The sequence below is a fragment of the Pseudomonas sp. TMW22090 genome (assembly GCF_022496665.1).
Classification (GTDB): Bacteria; Pseudomonadota; Gammaproteobacteria; order Pseudomonadales; family Pseudomonadaceae; genus Aquipseudomonas; species Aquipseudomonas gregormendelii.
Window position 1 is genome coordinate 102,622 of the sequence record NZ_SCFH01000003.1, and the last position, 21,322, is coordinate 123,943.

Here is a 21,322-nt window from a genome sequence, read left to right on the forward strand (position 1 = left end):
CTCTGCCACAATCGCGAACAATTCTCGTTAGTTAACTCTTCCCAATCGGTGATGCTGCGTGCCGTCAGTCCAAAGCCCCCACAGTGAGCTCGTCGGTGCGCTGTATCGCGACCATCGCAGCTGGCTATTGGCTTGGCTGCGCCGCAACGTCGCCTGCCCGCAACGGGCCGAAGACCTCAGCCAGGACACGTTCGTACGACTGCTGGGGCGTGGCGAACTGCACGAGCCCCGCGAACCCCGGGCGTTTCTGGTGGCAATCGCCAAGGGTCTGCTGTTCGACTACTTCCGCCGCGCCGCCCTGGAGCAGGCCTACCTGACCGAGCTGATGCTCATTCCCGAGGGCGAACACCCCTCGGTGGAAGAGCAGCAACTCATTCTCGAAGACCTGAAAAACATCGATCGCCTGCTCGGCAAACTGTCGAGCAAGGCGCGTGCGGCGTTTCTGTATAACCGTCTCGACGGCCTCAGCCACGCAGAAATCGCCCAGCGTCTCGGGGTGTCGGTACCCCGGGTCAGGCAATACCTGGCCCAAGGCATTCGCCAGTGCTACATCGCGCTGTACGGTGAGCCCGCATGAGCCCCGTGAGCTCCAAACCGGTCTCGGCCCAGGTACTGGACGCGGCGATTGCCTGGCAGCTGTCACTGGATTGCGCCAACCCGGTGGAGCGCGAAGAGTTCGCCAAATGGCACGCCGCCCACGAAGAGCACGCGCGCGCCTGGCGTCAATTGGGCATGCTTGACCAGCGTTTCAGTGTCGCCAGTGGCCCGGCCCGCGCCGCGTTGCTGCAATCGCGTGAGGGCATCCGCCGACGCGTGCGCAAGCTGGGCAGCGGCCTGGCCAGCATCGTGGCGGTGATTGGCCTGGCATTGTTTGCGGGCGAGCGTTACCTGCCGCTCGACTATTGGCTGGCCGATCAGCGCACGGCCACTGGCGAGCAGCGCACCTTGCGCCTGAGCGACGGCACCGTGATCAACCTCAATACCCACAGCGCCGTGGACGTGCGGTTTGACGAGACGCAGCGTCGGGTGATTCTCCAGGACGGCGAAATCCTCGTTGAAACCGGCCACGGCGATGCCCGGCCGTTTATCGTCGAAACTCGCGAAGGCAGCCTGCGCGCACTGGGAACGCGGTTCCTGGTCAAGCGCGAAGAGGATGGCACACGCCTGAGCGTGTTGAAGTCTGCAGTGGCCGCCCACCCGCAGGCGAGTCGCGACGAACAGATTCTGCGCGAAGGCCAGCAGGTGCTGATGCGCAACAACGGCCTGGGCCCGGTGGTCGCGCTCAAGCCCGGCGTCGACGCCTGGACTCGCGGCATGCTGGTGGTGGACAACGCGCGCCTGGAAGACCTGGTGCATGAACTGAGTCGTTACCGGCCGGGTTATCTGGGCGTAGCGTCCGAAATTGCAGACCTGCGGATCACCGGCAGTTTCCCGTTGAAGGATACCGACAAGGCCTTGCGCGCATTGCTGCCAACACTGCCAGTGCAGATTGAGCAGCACACGCCGTGGTGGGTGACGGTGGCGAAGGCTGAGGCGGAGCCTTGAAACCTGTGGGAGCAAGGCTTGCCCGCGATAAGGCCAGCCGATTCACCGGAAAACCTGAATCAACATTATTTTCACCTGGCCCTATCACTTTTGGATTTTCGTTCGGCACCTAGGCAATTGAGAAGTATTCCCTTTCAGGAGCCGCGTTATGTCCCTTACGCTAGACACCTTGTTGCGCCCCAGCCTGTTGGCCGTGGCCATTGCCCTCAGCGCCCCCATGGCCAGCGGCCCGGTATTGGCCGCCGAGCAGGCCTCCAGCGTGCGCGCCTACAACCTGCCGGCGGCTCCCCTGGCCAGCACCTTGAACCAGATCGCCAGCCAGGCGGGCCTTGCGCTGTCGCTGAACCCCTCGCTGGCCGCCGGTAAAACCTCGGCACCCGTCCAGGGCCAGTTCGACGCCACCGGCGCCTTGCGCGAAGCCTTGCGTGGCACCGGCTTGCAACTGGAGCAAAGCAGCGCGGGCACGTTCAGCCTGGTGGCCGTGCCTGAGGACGTGTTGGCCCTGCCGACGACCAATGTGACAGGGGTGGAAAACACCGAGAGCGCCTGGGGCCCGGTTGACGGCTACCTCGCCACTCGCACTGCTGCCGGCACCAAGACCGACACTGCCCTGGTGGAAGCACCGCGCTCGATCTCGGTCGCCACTCGCCAGCAGATGGACGACCGCAACGTACAGAATATTGATGACGCCGTGCGCTACATGCCCGGCATCGTCGCCAGCAGCTACGGCAGCGACACCCGTGCCGACTGGTTGCGTGTACGCGGCTTCGAACCGACCCAGTTCCTCGACGGCCTGCCGCTGCCAAAAGGCGTATACGCCAACCCGAAACAGGAAACCTGGAACCTCGATCGGCTCGCCCTGCTGCGCGGTCCGGCCTCCTCCGTGTATGGCCAGACCCCACCGGGCGGCATGCTGGACATGGTCAGCCGCCGCCCCAGCGCCGAGTCGAGCAGTGAAATCCAGGTGGAATATGGCAGTGACAATCATCGCCAGATCAACTTTGCCAGCACCGGCAAGATCGACGAAGACGGTCGGTTCCTCTACGGCCTAAGCGCAGTCGTGCGCGACAGCGGCACGCAAATCGACCACGTCGATAACAAGCGCTACAACATTGCGCCTAGCCTGACCTGGAACATCGACGACGACACCAAATTTACCCTGCTGACGCAGTTCACCCGCGACGATACCGGCATCACCAGCCAGTTCCTGCCGATACAGGGCACCAAAATCCGCTCGCCACTGGGTGACATTTCCCATCACAAGAACCTCGGTGATCCAGACTGGGAATACTACGACCGCACCTACTACGCCTTGGGTTATGCCTTCGAGCATCGCCTGAACGATGTCTGGCAGTTCAAGCAGAACCTGCGCTACACCAAATCAGACCTGTCGTTCCAGGCGCTTACCCCCGGCGCCTACCCGTTCACCCAAGTGGACGCCCAAGGCAATGTCGGTCGTTCGAGCACCAGTGTCGACGAAGACATCAGCCAGTTCGCCGTGGACAACAACTTCCAGGCCGATTTCGCCACGGGTGATGTAGGTCACACCTTGTTGATCGGCCTCGATCACCAGCGCACCAACACCAACTACACCTCGATTTTCGGCGATGGCCTGACCACCAACGTCAACAATCCCATCTATGGACTGCCCATCGTGCGCCCGCCGCGTTCCGATGCGTTCTACGACTACGATCAGAAGACCTACCAGACCGGCCTGTATGTGCAGGACCAGATGTACATCGATCAATGGCGCCTGACGCTGGGCGGTCGTGAAGACTGGGTGCACACCGGTACCAAATTTTTCAACAAAGGTGATGCCACCAACACCGAGCGCGACAAGAAGTTCAGCGCCAATGCGGCCATCAGCTACGTGTTCGACAACGGCATCGTGCCCTACCTGTCCTACGCCGAATCGTTCCAGCCAACCAGCAACGCCACGGCCTCGCCCACCGATTCGTTCAAGCCTACCGAAGGCGAGCAATGGGAGTTGGGTATCAAGTATCAACCGCCTGGGAGCAACACCCTGCTGACCGCTGCGGTGTATACCCTGACGCAGAAGAACGTCTCCGTCACCACCACCAACTCCAATAATGTCTCGATCACGAGCCAGACCGGCGAAGTGAAAGTCAAAGGGCTGGAACTGGAAGCCGTCTCCGACGTGACCGAAAACCTCAAGGTCATCGCGGCCTACACCTTGGCCAAATCCGAGGTACAGGACGGCGCGTTCAAGGGCAATCGCCTGCAACTGATGCCCAACCAGCAGGCTTCGCTGTGGACCGACTACACCTGGCACACCGGTGTGCTCGACGGCTTTGGCGTAGGCGGCGGCGTTCGCTACACCGGCAATACCTATGGCGACCAGGCCAACACCGAGCTGGGCAAGGCGGACGCTTTCACCGTGTTCGACGCCGCTGTCCACTACGATCTCGGCCGCCTGGACAACAGCCTCAAAGGCGCGTCCCTGGCACTGAACGCAACCAACTTGTTCGACAAGGACTACATCTCCACCTGTGACAGTTTCTATTGCTACTACGGCGACCAGCGCAGTGTCGTCGCCAGTGCGACCTACGAGTGGTAAACGCTTGACCTGACACACCCAACACCGGGCCGTCCTTCGAGGACGGCTTTGGTATTTCTGAAGGGCTGCAAATGAAGAGTAAAACGATCCGCCGCTGGTCCTTCGTCCATACCTGGACCAGCCTGATTTGCACGGTGTTCCTGCTGATGCTGGCAGTGACCGGCTTGCCATTGATTTTTCACCACGAGATCGACCATCTCCTGGGCGATGCACCCGAGCTCAAGGAAATGCCCGCCGGCACTGCGCGGCTGAACTTGCAGCAACTGGTGCTGGCGGCGGAAAAACATCGGCCGGGCGAAGTCATGCAGTACTTCGGTTTCGACGAAGAAGACCCCAATGCCGCGTTCGCGATCATGGCGGCTACTGCCGGAACCGAGCCGAATTCGTCCCATACGTTCATGCTCGACGCCCGCACCGGTGAAGCACTGGAAATGCCTTCGGCGAACGGCGGTTTCATGATGATCATGCTGCGACTGCACGTGGACATGTTCGCCGGCCTGCCGGGCAAGCTGTTCCTGGCGTTCATGGGCATTCTGTTCGTGGTAGCCATCGTGTCCGGTACAGTGCTGTACCTGCCGTTCATGCGCCGGTTGAAATTCGCCACCGTGCGCCAGGATAAATCCACCCGCCTGCGCTGGCTCGACCTGCATAACCTGATCGGCGTCGTGGCCCTGACCTGGATGCTGGTGGTCGGTGTCACCGGAGTGATCAGCGCCTGTGCCGACCTGCTGATTGCGGCCTGGCGCAATGAGGCCTTGGGCGCGATGATCGCGCCCTATGCCGACGCACCCGCGCTGACGCAGCTCGCGCCACCGACTCGCCTGCTGGACATCGCCAGCGAGGTCGCACCGGACATGCAACCCGACTTCATCGCCTTCCCCGGCACGCGGTTCTCCAGCGAGCACCATTACGCCGTATTCATGAAAGGCAACACGCACCTGACCTCCCACCTGCTGACGCCAGTGCTGATTGACGCCAGCACCCTGCAAGTCACCGCCGTGGCGGAGCGGCCGTGGTACATGGACGTCATGGGCATGTCGCAGCCCTTGCACTTTGGTGATTACGGCGGCATGCCGATGAAAATCCTGTGGGCGACCCTGGATGTGCTGACCATCATCGTGCTCGGCAGCGGGGTGTACCTGTGGGTCGTGCGGCGCAAAGCGGCAAAGCCAGTGCTTGAAACTGCGGAGGCTCAAGCATGAGGCCGCGCCAGTCGAATTTCTGGAAAGTCTTTGCCATTCCCACGGTCATCGGCCTGTTCACCGCCGCCGGGTTGTTCGCGGCGTTGCTGGGCGATGGCGTGTGGGATGCCCTGAGCTGGCTGGGCCTGGGCATTCCCGCCGCCTTCGCCCTGCGAGGCCTGCTGCAGCGCCGATAACGCGACGTCTCCGGTAGGAGCTGCCGCAGCCCGCCACCTGAAAACGCGCAACCTGGGGCGGCGGGCTTGCTCACGAAAGCGGCATATCCAAGGCATCCAAGTTGGCTGATACAACGATGGCGGTGCATCAGCCACATCAATTTCAGATGTGCTACCGTCATCGCGGGCAAGCCTTGCTCCCACAGTTGCCCTCCACCACCACTGAACGAGACGCCGCCATGTCCACCCCGACCATGACCCTCTACCATAACTCCCTCTCGCCTTTCGTACGCAAAGTCATGGTGCTGCTGCACGAAACCGGTCAACAGGACCGAGTCGCCCTGCAGAACTGCGTGCTCTCCCCAGTCGACCCAGACCCGAGCCTGATCAACGACAACCCCCTGAGCAAAATCCCCGCCCTGCGCCTGGCCGACGGCAACGTCATCCACGACAGCCGGGTGATCCTCGATTACCTCGATCACCAGCACGTCGGTAATCCGCTGATCCCCCGCGAAGGCTCGGCCCGCTGGCGCCGCCTGACTCTCGCCTCCATGGCCGACGGCATCATGGACGCCGCCGTGCTCACGCGCTACGAAGTCGCCCTGCGCGCCCCGGAGAAACACTGGGATGCCTGGCTGGACGGCCAGCGCGACAAAATCCGCCGCGCCCTCGCATTGCTTGAAACGGATGCCATCGCCGAGCTGACCAGTCATTTTGATGTGGCGGCGATCAGTGTGGCTTGTGCCCTCGGTTATCTGGATCTGCGCCATCCGGACCTGGCCTGGCGCGAGGCGAATCCGCAGCTGGCAGCGTGGTATTTCGAGGTGAGCCAGCGGCCTTCGATGTTGGCCACAATGCCCAAGGTTTGAATTTCAGTTCAAAGCAATGGCCTCAAAAAATCGTCCGATTGGGGGCTCAACGGTTTGTTGCAACGCGAATATCAGGGTATCGGTGATGGCGGCTTCGTCTTCGACAATCAGGATATGGGGCATGGCGTGCGAGCCCGTCAGTTAAGTGGGCGAACGGTGAACCATGGTGGATGACGTCAATCGGCAGCCAATGCTCAGCAATCAGGCTTATCCGCGGTAAAACGCCGAGCCGGATTCACCGCCGCACCAAACTCACGCAGCGCCTTTGCCCCAATCAACAACGGATAGTTAAAACTGCTGCGATCCGTCAAATTGACCTCGACCGTGCGCTTGACGTTACCCAGGCACAGCTCCAGATCCACCACCGGACGCTTGGTCGGCGCCGCCGACTCATCATCGTCCGCATCCTCTTCCGAGCGGGTCTTGATCTTGCTGATCCGCGCAATCTTGTGCTCGTAGACCTTGTTGCTCGCGTCCTTGGTCGCAAGGCGGAAACGCACCCACTCATCACCGTCACGGGTGAAGGTCTCGATGTCTTTGGCCGACAGCGACGCGGTCAGGGCGCCGGTGTCCATTTTGGCCTTGAGCACTTCGCCGCCGATTTCCGGCAGCGCGATGTATTCGTAGCGACCGTACAGGGTCGGCTCGGCGGCCATCACTGGCAGGGCCACCAAGGTCAGCAGGGCAAAGAGGGATTTCACGTAGTGGGCATCCTTGAAAAGTGGGCAGCGCAATTTTAGACAGCCAGTGGGCAATTCGTTCGTTCTTACGATCGCTTCGCGGGCAAGCCCGCACCCACAGGGTTTTGGGTGGTTCAAAAAATCTTGCACACCTCAATCTACTGTGGAAGCGGGATTGCCCGCGAAGAGGTCTGATCAATCACCACAAGACCTGAGGACCGTTATTGAGGTCAAGCATACCGCCAGCAAGGTGAAACATTTGTCATCGCCGATTTGGCCTCGAGTCCGAAGCTGCTTATCATGACGCGCCCAAATGATTTCAAGAGTGACTTATGCGCCGACTGCTCACCGGCTGTTTCGTTACCCTGCTGCTGTTGCTCAACACCCTGGTCCTGTTCGGGCCGCTGATGGTGTTTGCCTTGCTCAAGCTGGTGCTGCCAGGGCGCCTGCGCGACTACGCGTCGGGGGCGGTGATGTGGATCGCCGAGACCTGGGCGGAAGTCGACAAGCTGATCTTCCGGCTGTGCATCCCCACGCAATGGCACATCCGTGGCGGCGATAACTTGCGCACTGACACGTCCTACCTGGTGATCAGCAATCATCAATCCTGGGTCGATATTCCGGCGCTGATTCAGACGCTGAACCGGCGCACGCCGTTCTTCAAGTTTTTCCTCAAGAAAGAACTGATCTGGGTGCCCTTCCTGGGGCTGGCGTGGTGGGCACTGGATTACCCGTTCATGAAGCGCTATACCAAAGCCTTCCTGGCGAAGAACCCGGAGCTGGCCGGCCAGGATCTGAAAATCACCAAGGCGGCCTGCGAGCTGTTCAAGCGCCAGCCGGTGACAGTGGTCAATTACCTGGAAGGTACCCGGTTCACTGCCGCGAAAAGCGCCCATCAGCAATCACCGTTCACCCACCTGCTCAAACCCAAGGCGGGCGGTGTGGCGTTTGTTCTGGCGGCGATGGGCGAGCAGCTGGATGCGATTCTCGACGTCACCGTGGTCTATCCGCAGCAGAAAATCCCGGGCTTCTGGGACCTGATCAGCGGCAACTTGCCGAGGGTCATCATTGACATCAACACCCGCGAACTCGACCCCGCGCTGTGGCATGGCGATTACGAGAACGATCCGGTTTTTCGCGAAACAATCCAGAACTGGGTCAACCAGCTCTGGATCGAAAAAGATCAGCGCATCGACGCCTTGCGCGCCGGGCGCCGCTGAATCAGGTGCCGGTACCTGCGCCCCAGATGCCGCCGAGGCTTTGCAGCAGCGAACCACCCACGCCCTGTTGACCGAGGTATTGCAGGATCAAGGGGGCAAACTGGCCGATCATGCCGGTGTCCATGCCCAGGGCGCTGAACGCATTGTTCAAGTCGTTGGTGTCTTTGACGGTGCCCAGGGCATTGTCCAGCCCTGCCGCCTTGCCGTTCGAGCCGAGCAAACCGGCCAACGCGCCCAGCTCACCACCGCCCGACAACTTGTCGATCCCCGGAACGCTTTTGGCCAGTTCGGAATAGTCGGTCGAACTCAGCTGATTCTTCGCCAGGCCGAGCATCGCCGCGGTGCCGCCGACGGCTTGCTCGGGTTTTACATTCAACTGCGAAGTCAACGCGCCGAGCAGACCCGCCGTTTCCGAGGTCGGCGCCGCATTCGTGGCCGCATCACCGCCCTGCATGCTCGACGCCGCTTTGGTCAGATCGTCCAGGCTGAACCCGGCGAACACCGGGCTGGCCGCCAGGGTCATGAGCGAAGCCAGTGCAAAACCGCGTGAAATCTTCATCGAGACAACCTCTTTAGGCATAAACCGCCCACCCATGAACGGCGAAAAACTGTGCGTTCGACTGGATTCCCGGAGGATTGTTCCCGCATCTGTAAGCCTGTCGCAGCTTCTGTAGAAGCTGCCGAAGGCTGCGATCTTTCGATTTTCAGCGCATTCAAGCCCGCCCAAAATCAAGATCAAAAGATTGCAGGCTCCTGCAGGGTCCGGCGTTGTGCCCCTCAAAAATAGTTTCTTCGTGGTGCATCCAGTCTGGACCCCGCCGCGTATATCAAGCACGGACAGACATTCCTGGCCGATTCCATCCTCAAGGATCACTACCATGAAACGCACTTCGATGAAAACGCCGTTGATTGCCAGCCTGCTGACCCTGGCCCTTGGCGGCGGATCCGCCCTGAACATCGTGCAAGCGGCAACCATGAGCCATGACGCGGTGATGGTCGGCGGCCAAAGCATGCTGCCGAGCAAAGACATCGTCGATAACGCGGTGAACTCCTCAGACCACACCACGCTGGTCGCCGCCGTGAAAGCCGCCGGCCTCGTCGACACCCTCAAAGGCAAAGGCCCATTCACTGTGTTCGCACCGGTCAATTCGGCCTTCACCGCCCTGCCCGCCGGCACCGTCGATACGCTGCTCAAACCTGAAAACAAGGCCACCCTGACCAAAATCCTCACCTACCACGTCGTCGCCGGCAAACTCGACATGATGACCCTGACCGAGAAGATCAAGGCCGGTGGCGGCAAGACCGAACTCACCACCGTGGCGGGCGGCAAGCTCTGGGCGATGATGAACGGCCCGCACAACATCACCATCAAAGATGAAAAAGGTGATGTCGCCGACATCACCACCTACGACGTGTACCAGTCAAACGGCGTGATTCAGGTCATCGACAAAGTACTGATGCCGAAAGGTTAAGTTGTACCGCCGGCCCTGCGCATCGGGGTCGGCGGATTTTTCCGAGGTGTCTGCCCGTGAATGGAACAACTGCGCGCCGTGAACTAACCTCTGCCTGCAACCGGCACCGCACGCAGCCTCACCTCACCACCTCGACTGATTGGAGAACCGTTATTTCCATTGCCGACACCGATCAGCTCAGGCAGCTTCTGGCCCAGTGTTCGCTGGGTGACCGCCGCGCATTCGAGACGCTTTACCGCAGTGTCGGCCCGCGCTTGCATGGTGTTGCCCTGCGATTCATGGGGCGTCAAGACCTGGCCGAAGAAGTGCTACAGGAAAGCTTCGTGCGCATCTGGAACAGCGCCTCGCGCTATGAATCGAACCTGTCGGCACCGCTGACCTGGATGATCAACATCACCCGCAATCAAGCCATCGACCAGTTGCGCAAACACCGCGACCGGCCGTTGACCGATCAGGAAGAACTGGCGCTCGTGGATGAAAGCCCATCCGCCCACGAATTATTGAACACCGCCCGCGAGGCCAACGCCTTGAACCGCTGCCTGGAAAGCCTCGAAGGCAGGCAGCGCCAATCGATTACCGTGGCGTACTTTCAAGGGCTGTCCTGCTCGGAACTGGCAGAACACCTGGCCGCGCCGCTGGGCTCGGTCAAATCCTGGATCCGCCGTGGCATGGAGCGCCTGCGCAGGTGCCTTGAATCATGAACTATCAAACCCCGAGCCTGCGCCGAACCCTCGCCGCCGACTACGCCATTGGCGTGATGCCCGCAGCAGCTCGTCGGCGCTTTGAACAGTTGCTGCTGGAAGACGCGGCATTACGCGCAGAACTGGCGCACTGGCAGGACAGTCTCGCCAGCCTGACCGAAGCGTTGCCCGAGCAACCGGTGCCGGAACGCGTGTGGCAAGGCATCACGGCGCGTATCGACCCACAAAAACTGCATGTGCCACAGAAGCGTTCCTTCTGGAACTGGATGCGGGTGACGGCGGCGTTGTGTTCGCTGGTGGTCATCGTGTTCCTGAGCGTGCTCTACAACCGTGATGAGGCGCGATACAGCGCGACATTGCTGACGGCCGATTCGCAACCGGCGCTAAGGGTTCTGGCCCACGACAACTATCTGCAAGTGGAGCCGCTGGCGTTGGCTGCGGTTGATCCGGAACGCAGCCTGGAGTTGTGGGCGATACCGGCGAACGGCAAACCGATGTCCCTCGGCGTGATTCCGGCGAGCGGCAAGGGCAAGGTTGAGCTGAGCGATGCGCAAAAGGTGCTGATCGGTAAACCGATTGCGTTGGCGGTGAGCCTGGAGCCCAAGGGTGGCTCGCCGACCGGGCAGCCGACGGGGCCGGTGTTGTATCAAGGGTCGTTGGCGGTGTTGTGAGCAAACGAAAAGATCAAAAGATCGCAGCCTTCGGCAGCTCCTGCAGGGTTACGCGTTCGGCATAGGAGCTGCCGAAGGCTGCGATCTTCTGATGTAAAAACGGCGACCCGGAGGTCGCCGTTTTGTTTTGCGTAACCGCTTACGCCGCGCTGAACAACTTGTGCGGATCGATCACAAACTTCTTCGGCACACCTGCATCAAACTCGCCGTAACCTTCCGGCGCCTGATCCAGGCTGATCACCTGCACGCCCACCACTTCGGCAATGTTGATACGGTCCCACATGATCGCCTGCATCAGCTGGCGGTTGTACTTCATCACAGGCGTCTGGCCGGTGTGGAAGCTGTGGGATTTGGCCCAGCCCAGACCAAAGCGAATGCTCAGGCTACCCATTTTCGCTGCGGCATCCACTGCACCGGGATCTTCGGTCACGTACAGGCCCGGAATACCGATTTTGCCGGCTACACGAACCACGCCCATCAACGAGTTGAGCACCGTGGCCGGGGCCTCGTGCTTGACCCCGTCGTGGCCATGACCGCGCGCTTCGAAGCCCACGGCGTCGACGGCGCAGTCCACTTCGGGCTCGCCCAGCAGTGCAGCGATCTGTTCGTGCAGTGGGGTGTCCAGGGACAGGTCAGCGATTTCGAAGCCCTGGGCCTTGGCGTGTGCCAGGCGCACGGTGTTGACGTCGCCGATGATGACCACAGCGGCGCCCAGTAGACGAGCGGAAGCTGCAGCGGCCAGGCCGACTGGACCCGCGCCTGCAATGTACACGGTGCTGCCCGGGCCAACGCCGGCAGTGACTGCGCCGTGGTAACCGGTCGGCAGGATGTCGGAGAGGCAGGTCAGGTCGCGGATTTTTTCCATTGCGCGATCACGGTCAGGCAGTTTCAACAGGTTGAAGTCGGCGTAAGGCACCAAGGCGTATTCAGCCTGGCCGCCGGTCCAGTCGCCCATGTCGACATAACCGTAAGCACCGCCCGGACGTGCCGGGTTAACGCTGAGGCAGACACCGGTGTGCATTTCCTTGCAGGAACGGCAGCGCCCGCAAGCCACGTTGAACGGGACGGACACCAGGTCACCGATTTGCAGGTTCTCGACGTCGCTGCCCTTCTCGATCACTTCACCGGTGATTTCGTGCCCCAGCACCAGGCCGGTTTGAGCGGTGGTCCGACCGCGCACCATGTGCTGGTCGGAACCACAGATGTTGGTGGACACCACGCGCAGGATCACAGCGTGGTTGATCTTCCTGCCGCGCGGGTCCTGCATTTTCGGATAGTCAATTTTCTGTACTTCGACCTTGCCAGCGCCGAGATACACCACACCACGATTGCCAGACATGCTTTCACCTCGCTATTGTTTTTATGTAGCACTCACGTCGCCTTTTAGCGGCGGCGCGTTGATTGCTCGGGTTATTGCCTGTGTGTCTTGTGTCTTGTGTCTTGTGTTGTGTTTGAAGGCCTCATCGCGGGCAAGCCCGCTCCCACAAGGTCAGGGTCGTGCACATTTCCTGAGCGACCTCAGCCCTGTGGGAGCTGGCTTGCCAGCGATAGCGATTTAAAGAACGACGGTGCGATTGGCGTTCAGGAACACTCGCCGCTCAATGTGATAACCCACCGCTCGCGCCAAGGTCAGCCCTTCGATATCCCGGCCCTTGGCGATCAGGTCTTCCGGATAGTGACTGTGATCCACGGCCTCCACGCCTTGGGCAATGATCGGCCCTTCGTCCAGGTCGTTGTTGATGTAGTGCGCCGTGGCGCCCACCAGTTTCACGCCCTTGTTATAGGCCTGGTGATACGGCTTGGCGCCCTTGAAACCGGGCAACAGGGAGTGATGGATATTGATCGCCTTGCCATCGAGCTTGCGGCACAGCTCCGGTGACAGGACCTGCATGTAGCGCGCAAGAATCACCAGCTCCGCACCGCACTCTTCGATCACTTGCCACACCTGACGCTCTTGGGATGGCTTGTCGTTCGGGTCGAGCGGGAAGTGGTAGTAAGGAATCTGGTGCCAGTCGGCCAGGGGCTTGAGGTCCGGATGATTGGAGACCACTGCGGCCACGTCCATGGACAGTTGGCCAATGCGTTGGCGATAAAGCAGATCGTTTAGGCAGTGATCGGCCTTGGACACCATGATCACCACTTTTGGCCGATAGTTCGGCGCAGTCAGTTCGAAGATCATGCCGAACGCTTCACCGCGCTCCTGCAAGCCGGCGCGGAATGACTGTTCATCGAACCCGTCAGGCTGACGGAATTCCACCCGGATGAAAAATCGTCCCGAGAGCCGATCATCGAAGGAGTGGTGCTCGGTGACGTAGCAGCCCTGCTCGAAAAGAAACCGCGTCACCGCGTCCACGGTGCCGAGGACGCTAGGGCAGTCGGCGGTCAGAATCCATGTGTCTGGGGCGCGGCTCATAGTGCAGTGACTCCTGAGGTATCGGTAAACGACGCTACCTCTGTAGGAGCGAGCTTGCTCGCGATGGGCGCCAACGATAACGCGTACCGCCTGGGTTAACGCGTCGTCCTCAAGTCCATCGCGAGCAAGCTCGTTCCTACAGGTGAGCGGTTGTGATCAAGCCTGGACGCTGAGGCCGTACTCGGCTGCGGCATCCTGCAACCACAACCACCAGTAATCGGAGAAACTGCGACGGATCAGCAGCTCCCAGGTGTCTTCGGCGGTATGGCGGATCACCAGTTGCGACTTGGCGAACACCGTGCCCACGGCCTTGCCCACGGGGAAGCTGTTGGGGTGCACGTCGTAGCTGGTCGATTTCATCAGGACCTGGCGCACATTCGGGCCGCTCAGTTCGAGGATCTGCTGGCCGCCGCTAACGTTGACGATCTGGATGTGCAAATCACCCAGCGCTGCACGCAGCTTTTGCTCGGCGGCAAATTCTTCACCGGTTGGCACGATCAGCAGCCATTCATCCGGTCCCATCCACTGCAGGCTGGTCTCGCCTTTGACGATCACGCTCAGAGCGCCCGGCAATTCAATGCCAAGGGCCTTGTGCACCCCTTCGGAAAACGCGGCATCGTGGCCATCGCCACGGATGGTCAGGTGGCCGAGGAGTTTCTTCTCACGCACGATCACGCCGGCATTCTTGCGACCCTTGCCTACCAGGCTGGCGAGGTCGGCATGATGCAACGACGACTCGGCCTTGGCGCCGGTGGTTGGGCGTTGTTGGTACACATTGGCTGCGGTCATAAAGCACCTGTTCCTGAATTCGTGTGCCCTGTGGGAGCGGGCTTGCCCGCGATGGGAGCGACGCGTTCTGCCTGAAGCACCGCGTTATCGTTCATCGCGGGCAAGCCACGCTCCCACAGGTACTGTGGTGTTACACGTTCTGACGATCCCCTTTCGGATCAAAGAACACCGAAGAAACGATTTCCGCCTCGATCACGCTGCCATCCGCCAGCGGGGCGAACACTCGCTCGCCCATGCGGTTCAGGCCGCCCTTGACCACGCCCATGGCAAACGAATAGCCCAGGGAGTTGTGCGCGTAGCTGGAGGTCACGTGGCCGACCATGCTCATCGGGATCGCCTGCTTGGTGTTGAACACCAGCTGCGCACCCTCAGGGAGCCATTTGGTCGGATCGATCGGTTTCAGGCCAACCAGCTGTTTGCGTTGATCGCGCACGCAGTCCTCGCGGTTCATGCCGCGCCAGCCGATCCACGAGAACGGTTTGGTGCGACCGACACACCAGCCCATGTTCAGGTCATCCGGGGTCATCGAACCGTCGGTGTCCTGGCCGACGATGATGAAGCCCTTCTCGGCCCGCAGAACGTGCATGGTTTCAGTGCCATACGGGGTCAGGTTGTATTGCTTGCCCGCCTCGACAATTTTCTCCAGCACGCCCATCGCGTAGTCGGCTTGCACGTTGACTTCATACGACAGCTCGCCGGTGAACGAAATCCGGAACACCCGCGCCGGCACGCCGCCGACTACGCCTTCTTTCCAGGTCATGAACGGGAAGGCTTCGTTGCTCAAGTCGATGTCCGTGACCTGGCTGAGCAGCTTGCGGCTGTTCGGGCCGGACAGGGTCATGGTTGCCCAATGGTCAGTCACTGAAGTGAAGTACACCTTCAGGTCTGGCCATTCGGTCTGCTGGTAAATTTCCAGCCATTGCAGTACCCGGGCGGCGCCGCCGGTGGTGGTGGTCATCACAAAATGGTTGTCGGCCAGGCAAGCGGTCACGCCGTCGTCGAACACCATTCCGTCTTCTTTGCACATCAGGCCGTAACGCGCCTTGCCCACATCGAGCTTGGTCCAGGCGTTGGTGTAGATGCGGTTGAGGAATTCGCGGGCGTCCGGGCCCTGGATGTCGATCTTGCCCAGGGTCGAAGCATCCAGCAGACCGACGCTGTCGCGTACGGCCTTGCATTCGCGCTTGACCGCGGCATGCAGGTCTTCACCGTTTTTCGGGAAATACCATGGGCGTTTCCATTGGCCGACGTCTTCAAACTCGGCGCCGTTTTTCACATGCCAGTGATGCAATGCAGTGAAACGCACAGGCTCGAAGATGTGCCCACAGTGACGACCGGCTACGGCACCGAAAGTCACCGGCGTGTAGTTGGGACGGAACATCGTGGTGCCCATCTGCGGGATGGTGACGTTCAGCGAGCGGGCGGCGATGGCCAGGCCGTTGACGTTACCCAGCTTGCCCTGATCGGTGCCGAAGCCCAGTGCGGTGTAGCGTTTGACGTGCTCCACCGACTCGAAACCTTCGCGGGTCGCCAGTTCGATGCCACCGGCGGTGACGTCGTTCTGGAAGTCGACGAATTGCTTGGGCGCACGGGCCGAATTCTTCTCGTGGGGCACCTGGAACAGCGCCAGGGTTGGCTCTTCGAGGCGGCTCAGGGCTTTAGGCAAAGTACCTTCGACCACCCCGAAACCGGCTTCGCTGGCGGCACGGGCGCCACCTTCAAAGCCATCGGCCAGGGAATCACCCAGACCGTAGACGCCATTGATACCGCCGACGCATACGCGTTTTTGCGGTGCCTCGCCCGGTACAAAACCGAGGATGTCTTCACGCCAGGTCGGCTTGCCTCCCAGGTGCGACGCCAGGTGCACCACCGGGCTGTAGCCGCCGGAGCTGACCACCAGGTCGCAGTCCAGCCATTCGCCGGGGCTGGTGACCTTGTGCCCTTTGACGTCAATGGCAGCAATGCGCGCGCCAGTCACGCGTTTGGTGCCGCGAGCCTCGATCACGGCACTGCCGGTCAGGATGCGAATGCCTTTGGCGCGCGCCTCTTCCACCAGCGCGCCGCGCGGATTGCTGCGCGCATCAGCGATAGCCACGACCTGCAGGCTGGCATCGAGCCAATCCAGCGCCACGCGATAGGCGTGGTCGTTGTTGGTGCTCAGGACAAGCTTTTTGCCCGGTGCGACGCCATACCGACGAACGTAAGTCGAGACGGCACCGGCAAGCATGTTGCCCGGCACGTCGTTGTTGCCGTAGACCAGCGGACGCTCGTGAGCACCGGTCGCCAGCACCACGCGCTTGGCGCGGACGCGGTGAATGCGTTGACGCACCTGGCCGATCGGGGCGCGATCGCCGAGGTGATCGGTGAGGCGCTCGTGAATGGTCAGGAAGTTATGGTCGTGGTAACCGTTGACCGTGGCACGCGGCAACAGCAGCACGTCCGGGGTATTCTTCAGTTCGTCGATGACGCTGGCGATCCATTCCACGGCAGGCTTGCCGTCCAGGCTTTCGCGGGAATCGAGCAGGCTGCCGCCGAACTCTTCCTGTTCATCGGCCAGGATCACCCGGGCACCGCTGCGCGCAGCCGCCAGTGCCGCGGCCAGGCCAGCAGGGCCACCGCCAACGATCAGCACATCGCAGTGCTGGTTCATGTAGTCGTAGGTGTCCGGATCGTTCTCGGTCGGCGAGCGACCAAGACCTGCGGCCTTACGAATGTACTTCTCGTAGGTCATCCAGAACGATTGCGGGTACATGAAGGTTTTGTAGTAAAAGCCCGGCGGCATCAGCTTGCCGCCGACCTTGCCCAGAATGCCCATCATGTCGTTGTTCACACTTGGCCAGCCGTTGGTGCTGGTGGCGACCAGGCCTTGATACAGCGCCTGTTGCGTGGCGCGTACGTTGGGGATCTGCGTGGCTTCGGTTGCGCCGATCTGCAGCACTGCGTTCGGCTCTTCAGCGCCTGCGGCGAAGATGCCGCGTGGGCGGGAATACTTGAAGCTGCGACCGATGATATCCACGCCGTTGGCGATCAGCGCGGCGGCCAGGGAGTCACCTTCATAGCCCTTGTAGCTCTGGCCGTTGAACGTGAAGCTCAGCACTTTGTTGCGGTCGATGCGTCCGCCGTTGGACAGGCGATTGATCTGGCTCATACCTTCTCTCCCAGAGCCGTGGCGGCCGCTTTCGGGCTGTCGGTCTTGTCGGTGAATTGTGGCTTGGTGCCGATCTTGTAGGTTTCGAGAATTTCGTAGGTCACGGTGTCGCGGGTGGCGTTGAAGTACTGACGGCAACCGGCGGCGTGAATCCACAGCTCATGGTGCAGGCCGCGAGGGTTATCGCGGAAGAACATATAGTCGCCCCACTCCTCGTCGGTGCAGGAGGCCGGGTCCAGTGGACGCGGTATGTGCGCCTGGCCGGATGCGTGAAATTCCTCTTCGGAGCGCAGCTCGCCGCAGTGAGGACAGAAGATATGCAACATGGGTATTTCTCCTGTTAGTGGGCAACCGCAGCAGCGCCGTGTTCATCGATCAACGCACCGTTGTGGAAACGGTCGATGGAGAAAGGTGCAGCCAATGGGTGCATTTCACCCTTGGCCAGGCTCGCGGCAAATACGTTGCCCGAGCCGGGTGTTGCCTTGAAGCCACCGGTGCCCCAACCGCAGTTGAAGAACATGTTCGGCACCGGAGTTTTTGAAATGATCGGGCAGGCGTCCGGCGTGGTGTCGACGATGCCACCCCACTGCCGGTTCATGCGCACGCGGGACAACACCGGGAACATCTCGACGATGGCCTGGATGGTGTGCTCGATCACCGGGTACGAACCGCGCTGGCCGTAGCCGTTGTAGCCGTCGATACCGGCGCCGATCACCAGGTCGCCCTTGTCGGACTGGCTGATGTAACCGTGTACGGCGTTGGACATGATCACGCTGTCGATAATCGGCTTGATCGGCTCGGATACCAGCGCTTGCAGCGGGTGGGATTCGATCGGCAGACGGAAACCCGCCAGCTTTGCCATGTGTCCGGAGTTACCGGCTGTCACCACGCCAACGCGCTTGGCGCCGATGAAGCCCTTGTTGGTTTCCACGCCGATGCATACGCCGTTTTCCTTGCGGAAGCCGATCACTTCGGTCTGCTGGATCAGGTCCACACCCAGTGCATCGGCGGCACGGGCAAAGCCCCAGGCCACGGCATCGTGACGGGCCACGCCGCCGCGACGCTGGACAGTGGCGCCCATCACCGGGTAGCGAGTGTTTTTCGAGCAGTCGAGGTACGGAATCTCGTCGGCCACTTGCTTGGCATCGAGCAGTTCACCGTCCACGCCGTTGAGGCGGTTGGCGCTGACCCGACGCTCGGAATCACGGATGTCCTGCAGGGTGTGGCACAGGTTGTAGACGCCGCGCTGGGAGAACATCACGTTGTAGTTCAGGTCCTGTGACAGGCCTTCCCACAGTTTCATCGCGTGTTCGTACAGGTGCGCCGACTCGTCCCACAGGTAGTTGGAACGAACGATGGTGGTGTTGCGCGCCGTGTTACCGCCGCCCAGCCAGCCTTTCTCGACCACGGCCACATTGGTGATGCCGTGTTCCTTGGCGAGGTAGTAGGCGGTCGCGAGACCATGCCCGCCACCGCCGACGATGACCACGTCATAGACCTTTTTAGGGGTCGGCGTGCGCCACATTTTCTGCCAGTTTTCGTGATGGCTGAGGGAGTGTTTGAAGAGGCCGAAGCCCGAATACCGTTGCATAGTCATTTACTCCAAAACCGCGCTCAGCGATAAACCGGGAAGTCCGCGCACAGGGCCGTCACTTGCTGGGCAACATTTGCTTCTACGTCGGCGTCGCCGAGGTTGTCGAGGATGTCGCAGATCCAGCCGGCCAGCGTGACGCACTGCGTCACCTTGAAGCCGCGAGTCGTCACCGCCGGAGTGCCGATGCGCAGGCCAGAGGTCACGAACGGCGACTGTGGATCGTTCGGAACAGCGTTCTTGTTCACGGTGATGTGAGCGCGGCCGAGTGCTGCATCCGCTTCTTTGCCAGTTAGGCCCTGACGGATCAGGCTGACCAGGAACAGGTGGTTATCGGTGCCGCCGGACACTACATCGTAGCCGCGATTGATAAATACGCCGGCCATGGCCTGGGCGTTGTCGATCACTTGCTGCTGGTACGCCTTGAAACCTGGCTCCAGCGCTTCCTTGAAGCACACCGCCTTACCGGCGATCACGTGCATCAGCGGGCCGCCCTGGCCGCCGGGGAACACGGCAGCGTTGAATTTCTTTTCCAGCTCTTCGTTGGCCTTGGCCAGGATCAAGCCACCCCTTGGACCGCGCAGGGTCTTGTGGGTGGTGGTGGTGACCACGTCGGCGTATGGCAGAGGGTTCGGGTACAGCCCGGCAGCGACCAGGCCGGCGACGTGCGCCATGTCGACGAAGAAGTAGGCACCGACTTTGTCAGCGATCTGGCGGAAGCGCGGGAAGTCCAGAGTCTTGGAGTAGGCGGAGAACCCGGCGATGATCATTTTCGGCTTGTGCTCGACCGCCAGGCGCTCGACTTCGTCGTAGTCGATCAGGCCGGTGGTGGTGTCGATGCCGTACTGCACGGCGTTGTAGAGCTTGCCGGAGAAGCTGACCTTGGCGCCGTGAGTCAGGTGACCGCCGTGGGCCAGGCTCATGCCCAGCACGGTATCGCCTGCGTTCAGCAGGGCCAGATAGACAGCGGCGTTAGCCTGGCTGCCGGAATGCGGCTGGACGTTGGCGTAATCGGCACCGAACAGTTGCTTGGCGCGCTCGATGGCCAGCGCTTCAACCTTGTCGACGTGCTCGCAGCCACCGTAGTAGCGCTTGCCCGGGTAGCCTTCGGCGTATTTGTTGGTCAGGCCGCTGCCTTGCGCTTGCATCACGCGCTTGCTGGTGTAGTTTTCGGACGCGATCAGCTCGATATGATCTTCCTGACGTTGCTCCTCGGCATTCATCGCCGCCAGCAGTGCATCGTCGTAACCCTGGATCTGGTCTTGCTTGCTGAACATCGCGTCTCTCCCAGCGGCATCTGTGCGCCATTCGTCTCGGTGAGGCACTGGTGTTGCGACAGTGCCCTTTGATGCGATGGTATGACCGGCGCAGACAGGCCAAATGCCTACGGACGCCACGCAAAGGTGCGTTTACGACATGGGCGCAGATGGCATGCCGAACACGATCCTCAAATCAACGAAAAACCCTGTGGGAACTGGCGTCCCAGCGATGGCGGTGTGTCAGCCGCCATCAATGCTGGATGTGACGCCGCTATCGCTGGCAAGCCAGCTCCCACAGGGTTAAGCGATGATTTCGCGGACGAGTAACAGCACAAGGAAATGCAGCGGATACAACGCATACGGCCAGCGTCGCATTGGCACAGGCTTGAGATGTTTGGCATGTCGCAACAAGACCATACCCAGCCATGGCGCGATCAGACAAGTGACAATGCCCCAGATGGCGGCGACATTGCCAAACTGCGCCGCCGGATATAGCACCTGCCATTGATTCGCCGCCAGGCCCACCACCCCTGGCAACAGGCTGTAATACCAGGGCCGCCTGATCACCAGCAGCATCGCCAGCGGCAACAGCACGCCGAAGAACCCGAACATCAGTCGTTCCGGGAACAATGCAGCCAGTACCAATGCACCCAGCGCGAGCAGACGCGATTCCAGCGTTTGCTGCTGCCAACCGCGCGCCACCAACAACCCCAGGACCAGCGTGGGCAGCACGTTCAGCGTGTCGGGCGCCGGCATGAACAGCCGATACGGGATCTCGCTGATGGCGCTGAACACCACCAACCACAGCAGATACCGCCACGGAGTGCCGGCGCGGGATACGCCCATGCGCGCCAGGTTCGCAGCCATTGCCAGGCAGAACCATGGGAACGCCAATCGCCCCGGCGCAAACAGGATATCAATGGAATAGCCGACATATCGCAGGTGATCGAGCACCATGCTCAAAAGCGCCAGCCACTTGAGCAGATCGAGTGCACCATCGCGCCGAGTCATGTGCATAATTGTCCGCCA

Annotated in this window: 20 protein-coding genes; 10 read left to right on the forward strand and 10 right to left on the reverse strand. The window is 61.1% G+C overall.

Annotated elements, in window-relative coordinates:
- Positions 1 to 58: 58 nt before the first annotated feature.
- The 6 genes from EQV97_RS09710 to EQV97_RS09735 all read left to right on the forward strand — a co-directional run bounded on the left by EQV97_RS09710 (position 59) and on the right by EQV97_RS09735 (position 6,349).
- Positions 59 to 577 (forward strand): RNA polymerase sigma factor, encoded by a 519-nt coding sequence (locus tag EQV97_RS09710; RefSeq protein ID WP_122841221.1) that lies wholly within the window; start codon positions 59 to 61, stop codon positions 575 to 577.
- Positions 574 to 1,545 (forward strand): FecR family protein, encoded by a 972-nt coding sequence (locus EQV97_RS09715; protein WP_122841220.1) that lies wholly within the window; start codon positions 574 to 576, stop codon positions 1,543 to 1,545. Before EQV97_RS09710 ends, EQV97_RS09715 begins: the two co-directional genes overlap by 4 nt.
- Positions 1,546 to 1,693: 148 nt before the next feature.
- Positions 1,694 to 4,123, forward strand: coding sequence for a TonB-dependent siderophore receptor (locus tag EQV97_RS09720; protein WP_240888878.1), 2,430 nt, complete (start codon positions 1,694 to 1,696; stop codon positions 4,121 to 4,123).
- 71 nt (positions 4,124 to 4,194) lie between these two features.
- A complete protein-coding gene (locus EQV97_RS09725; protein WP_122841218.1) occupies positions 4,195 to 5,325 on the forward strand; it encodes a PepSY-associated TM helix domain-containing protein in 1,131 nt (376 codons plus the stop codon).
- Positions 5,322 to 5,501, forward strand: a complete 180-nt coding sequence (locus tag EQV97_RS09730) for a hypothetical protein (RefSeq protein ID WP_045059919.1) — start codon at positions 5,322 to 5,324, stop codon at positions 5,499 to 5,501. The genes EQV97_RS09725 and EQV97_RS09730 overlap by 4 nt, the downstream gene beginning before the upstream one ends.
- A 218-nt stretch (positions 5,502 to 5,719) precedes the next feature.
- Positions 5,720 to 6,349, forward strand: a complete 630-nt coding sequence (locus EQV97_RS09735; RefSeq protein ID WP_122841287.1) for a glutathione S-transferase — start codon at positions 5,720 to 5,722, stop codon at positions 6,347 to 6,349.
- Between the two features lie 194 nt (positions 6,350 to 6,543).
- Here EQV97_RS09735 and EQV97_RS09740 read toward each other — a convergent pair whose 3' ends face one another.
- Positions 6,544 to 7,050: an ATP-dependent zinc protease gene (locus EQV97_RS09740; RefSeq protein WP_045059918.1), complete on the reverse strand. Its 507-nt coding sequence runs from the start codon at positions 7,048 to 7,050 to the stop codon at positions 6,544 to 6,546.
- Positions 7,051 to 7,361: 311 nt separating this feature from the next.
- Between EQV97_RS09740 and EQV97_RS09745 the strand changes: the two genes are divergently transcribed.
- Positions 7,362 to 8,249, forward strand: coding sequence for an acyltransferase (locus tag EQV97_RS09745; RefSeq protein ID WP_240888879.1), 888 nt, complete (start codon positions 7,362 to 7,364; stop codon positions 8,247 to 8,249).
- Between the two features lies 1 nt (position 8,250).
- Here the strand turns inward: EQV97_RS09745 and EQV97_RS09750 are convergent, their stop codons facing one another.
- Positions 8,251 to 8,808 (reverse strand): DUF2780 domain-containing protein, encoded by a 558-nt coding sequence (locus EQV97_RS09750; protein ID WP_122841216.1) that lies wholly within the window; start codon positions 8,806 to 8,808, stop codon positions 8,251 to 8,253.
- Positions 8,809 to 9,127: 319 nt separating this feature from the next.
- On the opposite strand from EQV97_RS09750, the gene EQV97_RS09755 reads away from it, so the two are divergent.
- Genes EQV97_RS09755 through EQV97_RS09765 form a run of 3 tightly spaced genes read left to right on the forward strand, consistent with a single transcriptional unit; the run spans position 9,128 to position 11,093 of the window.
- Entirely contained in the window at positions 9,128 to 9,721 is a 594-nt protein-coding gene (locus EQV97_RS09755; protein WP_122841215.1) for a fasciclin domain-containing protein, read from the forward strand.
- A gap of 56 nt (positions 9,722 to 9,777) precedes the next feature.
- Positions 9,778 to 10,422: a sigma-70 family RNA polymerase sigma factor gene (locus tag EQV97_RS09760; RefSeq protein WP_122841214.1), complete on the forward strand. Its 645-nt coding sequence runs from the start codon at positions 9,778 to 9,780 to the stop codon at positions 10,420 to 10,422.
- Positions 10,419 to 11,093, forward strand: coding sequence for an anti-sigma factor (locus EQV97_RS09765; RefSeq protein WP_122841213.1), 675 nt, complete (start codon positions 10,419 to 10,421; stop codon positions 11,091 to 11,093). Before EQV97_RS09760 ends, EQV97_RS09765 begins: the two co-directional genes overlap by 4 nt.
- A 139-nt stretch (positions 11,094 to 11,232) precedes the next feature.
- Here the strand turns inward: EQV97_RS09765 and fdhA are convergent, their stop codons facing one another.
- From fdhA to EQV97_RS09805, 8 genes are all read right to left on the reverse strand, one after another.
- A complete protein-coding gene (gene fdhA / locus EQV97_RS09770) occupies positions 11,233 to 12,432 on the reverse strand; it encodes a formaldehyde dehydrogenase, glutathione-independent (RefSeq protein WP_053163059.1) in 1,200 nt (399 codons plus the stop codon).
- Between the two features lie 216 nt (positions 12,433 to 12,648).
- Positions 12,649 to 13,506 (reverse strand): formyltetrahydrofolate deformylase, encoded by an 858-nt coding sequence (gene purU / locus EQV97_RS09775; RefSeq protein ID WP_122841212.1) that lies wholly within the window; start codon positions 13,504 to 13,506, stop codon positions 12,649 to 12,651.
- Between the two features lie 156 nt (positions 13,507 to 13,662).
- Positions 13,663 to 14,295: a sarcosine oxidase subunit gamma family protein gene (soxG, locus tag EQV97_RS09780; RefSeq protein ID WP_122841211.1), complete on the reverse strand. Its 633-nt coding sequence runs from the start codon at positions 14,293 to 14,295 to the stop codon at positions 13,663 to 13,665.
- Positions 14,296 to 14,425: 130 nt separating this feature from the next.
- Positions 14,426 to 17,443, reverse strand: a complete 3,018-nt coding sequence (locus tag EQV97_RS09785) for a sarcosine oxidase subunit alpha (RefSeq protein ID WP_122841210.1) — start codon at positions 17,441 to 17,443, stop codon at positions 14,426 to 14,428.
- Entirely contained in the window at positions 17,440 to 17,769 is a 330-nt protein-coding gene (locus tag EQV97_RS09790) for a sarcosine oxidase subunit delta (protein ID WP_122841209.1), read from the reverse strand. Before EQV97_RS09790 ends, EQV97_RS09785 begins: the two co-directional genes overlap by 4 nt.
- A 14-nt stretch (positions 17,770 to 17,783) precedes the next feature.
- Positions 17,784 to 19,034 (reverse strand): sarcosine oxidase subunit beta, encoded by a 1,251-nt coding sequence (locus EQV97_RS09795; protein ID WP_007947735.1) that lies wholly within the window; start codon positions 19,032 to 19,034, stop codon positions 17,784 to 17,786.
- A gap of 23 nt (positions 19,035 to 19,057) precedes the next feature.
- Positions 19,058 to 20,311, reverse strand: coding sequence for a serine hydroxymethyltransferase (gene glyA / locus EQV97_RS09800; protein ID WP_122841208.1), 1,254 nt, complete (start codon positions 20,309 to 20,311; stop codon positions 19,058 to 19,060).
- Between the two features lie 282 nt (positions 20,312 to 20,593).
- Entirely contained in the window at positions 20,594 to 21,310 is a 717-nt protein-coding gene (locus EQV97_RS09805; RefSeq protein ID WP_240888880.1) for a TraX family protein, read from the reverse strand.
- Positions 21,311 to 21,322: the final 12 nt, after the last annotated feature.

Coding starts and splice junctions, on each gene's coding strand:
- fdhA (WP_053163059.1), bottom strand. CDS start 12,432: ATGTCTGGCAATCGTGGTGTGGTGTATCTCGGCGCTGGCAAGGTCGAA.
- EQV97_RS09720 (WP_240888878.1), top strand. CDS start 1,694: ATGTCCCTTACGCTAGACACCTTGTTGCGCCCCAGCCTGTTGGCCGTG.
- EQV97_RS09755 (WP_122841215.1), top strand. CDS start 9,128: ATGAAACGCACTTCGATGAAAACGCCGTTGATTGCCAGCCTGCTGACC.
- EQV97_RS09785 (WP_122841210.1), bottom strand. CDS start 17,443: ATGAGCCAGATCAATCGCCTGTCCAACGGCGGACGCATCGACCGCAAC.
- EQV97_RS09795 (WP_007947735.1), bottom strand. CDS start 19,034: ATGCAACGGTATTCGGGCTTCGGCCTCTTCAAACACTCCCTCAGCCAT.
- EQV97_RS09730 (WP_045059919.1), top strand. CDS start 5,322: ATGAGGCCGCGCCAGTCGAATTTCTGGAAAGTCTTTGCCATTCCCACG.
- EQV97_RS09745 (WP_240888879.1), top strand. CDS start 7,362: ATGCGCCGACTGCTCACCGGCTGTTTCGTTACCCTGCTGCTGTTGCTC.
- EQV97_RS09805 (WP_240888880.1), bottom strand. CDS start 21,310: ATGCACATGACTCGGCGCGATGGTGCACTCGATCTGCTCAAGTGGCTG.
- purU (WP_122841212.1), bottom strand. CDS start 13,506: ATGAGCCGCGCCCCAGACACATGGATTCTGACCGCCGACTGCCCTAGC.
- EQV97_RS09715 (WP_122841220.1), top strand. CDS start 574: ATGAGCCCCGTGAGCTCCAAACCGGTCTCGGCCCAGGTACTGGACGCG.
- EQV97_RS09735 (WP_122841287.1), top strand. CDS start 5,720: ATGTCCACCCCGACCATGACCCTCTACCATAACTCCCTCTCGCCTTTC.
- EQV97_RS09765 (WP_122841213.1), top strand. CDS start 10,419: ATGAACTATCAAACCCCGAGCCTGCGCCGAACCCTCGCCGCCGACTAC.
- glyA (WP_122841208.1), bottom strand. CDS start 20,311: ATGTTCAGCAAGCAAGACCAGATCCAGGGTTACGACGATGCACTGCTG.
- EQV97_RS09790 (WP_122841209.1), bottom strand. CDS start 17,769: ATGTTGCATATCTTCTGTCCTCACTGCGGCGAGCTGCGCTCCGAAGAG.
- soxG (WP_122841211.1), bottom strand. CDS start 14,295: ATGACCGCAGCCAATGTGTACCAACAACGCCCAACCACCGGCGCCAAG.
- EQV97_RS09750 (WP_122841216.1), bottom strand. CDS start 8,808: ATGAAGATTTCACGCGGTTTTGCACTGGCTTCGCTCATGACCCTGGCG.
- EQV97_RS09725 (WP_122841218.1), top strand. CDS start 4,195: ATGAAGAGTAAAACGATCCGCCGCTGGTCCTTCGTCCATACCTGGACC.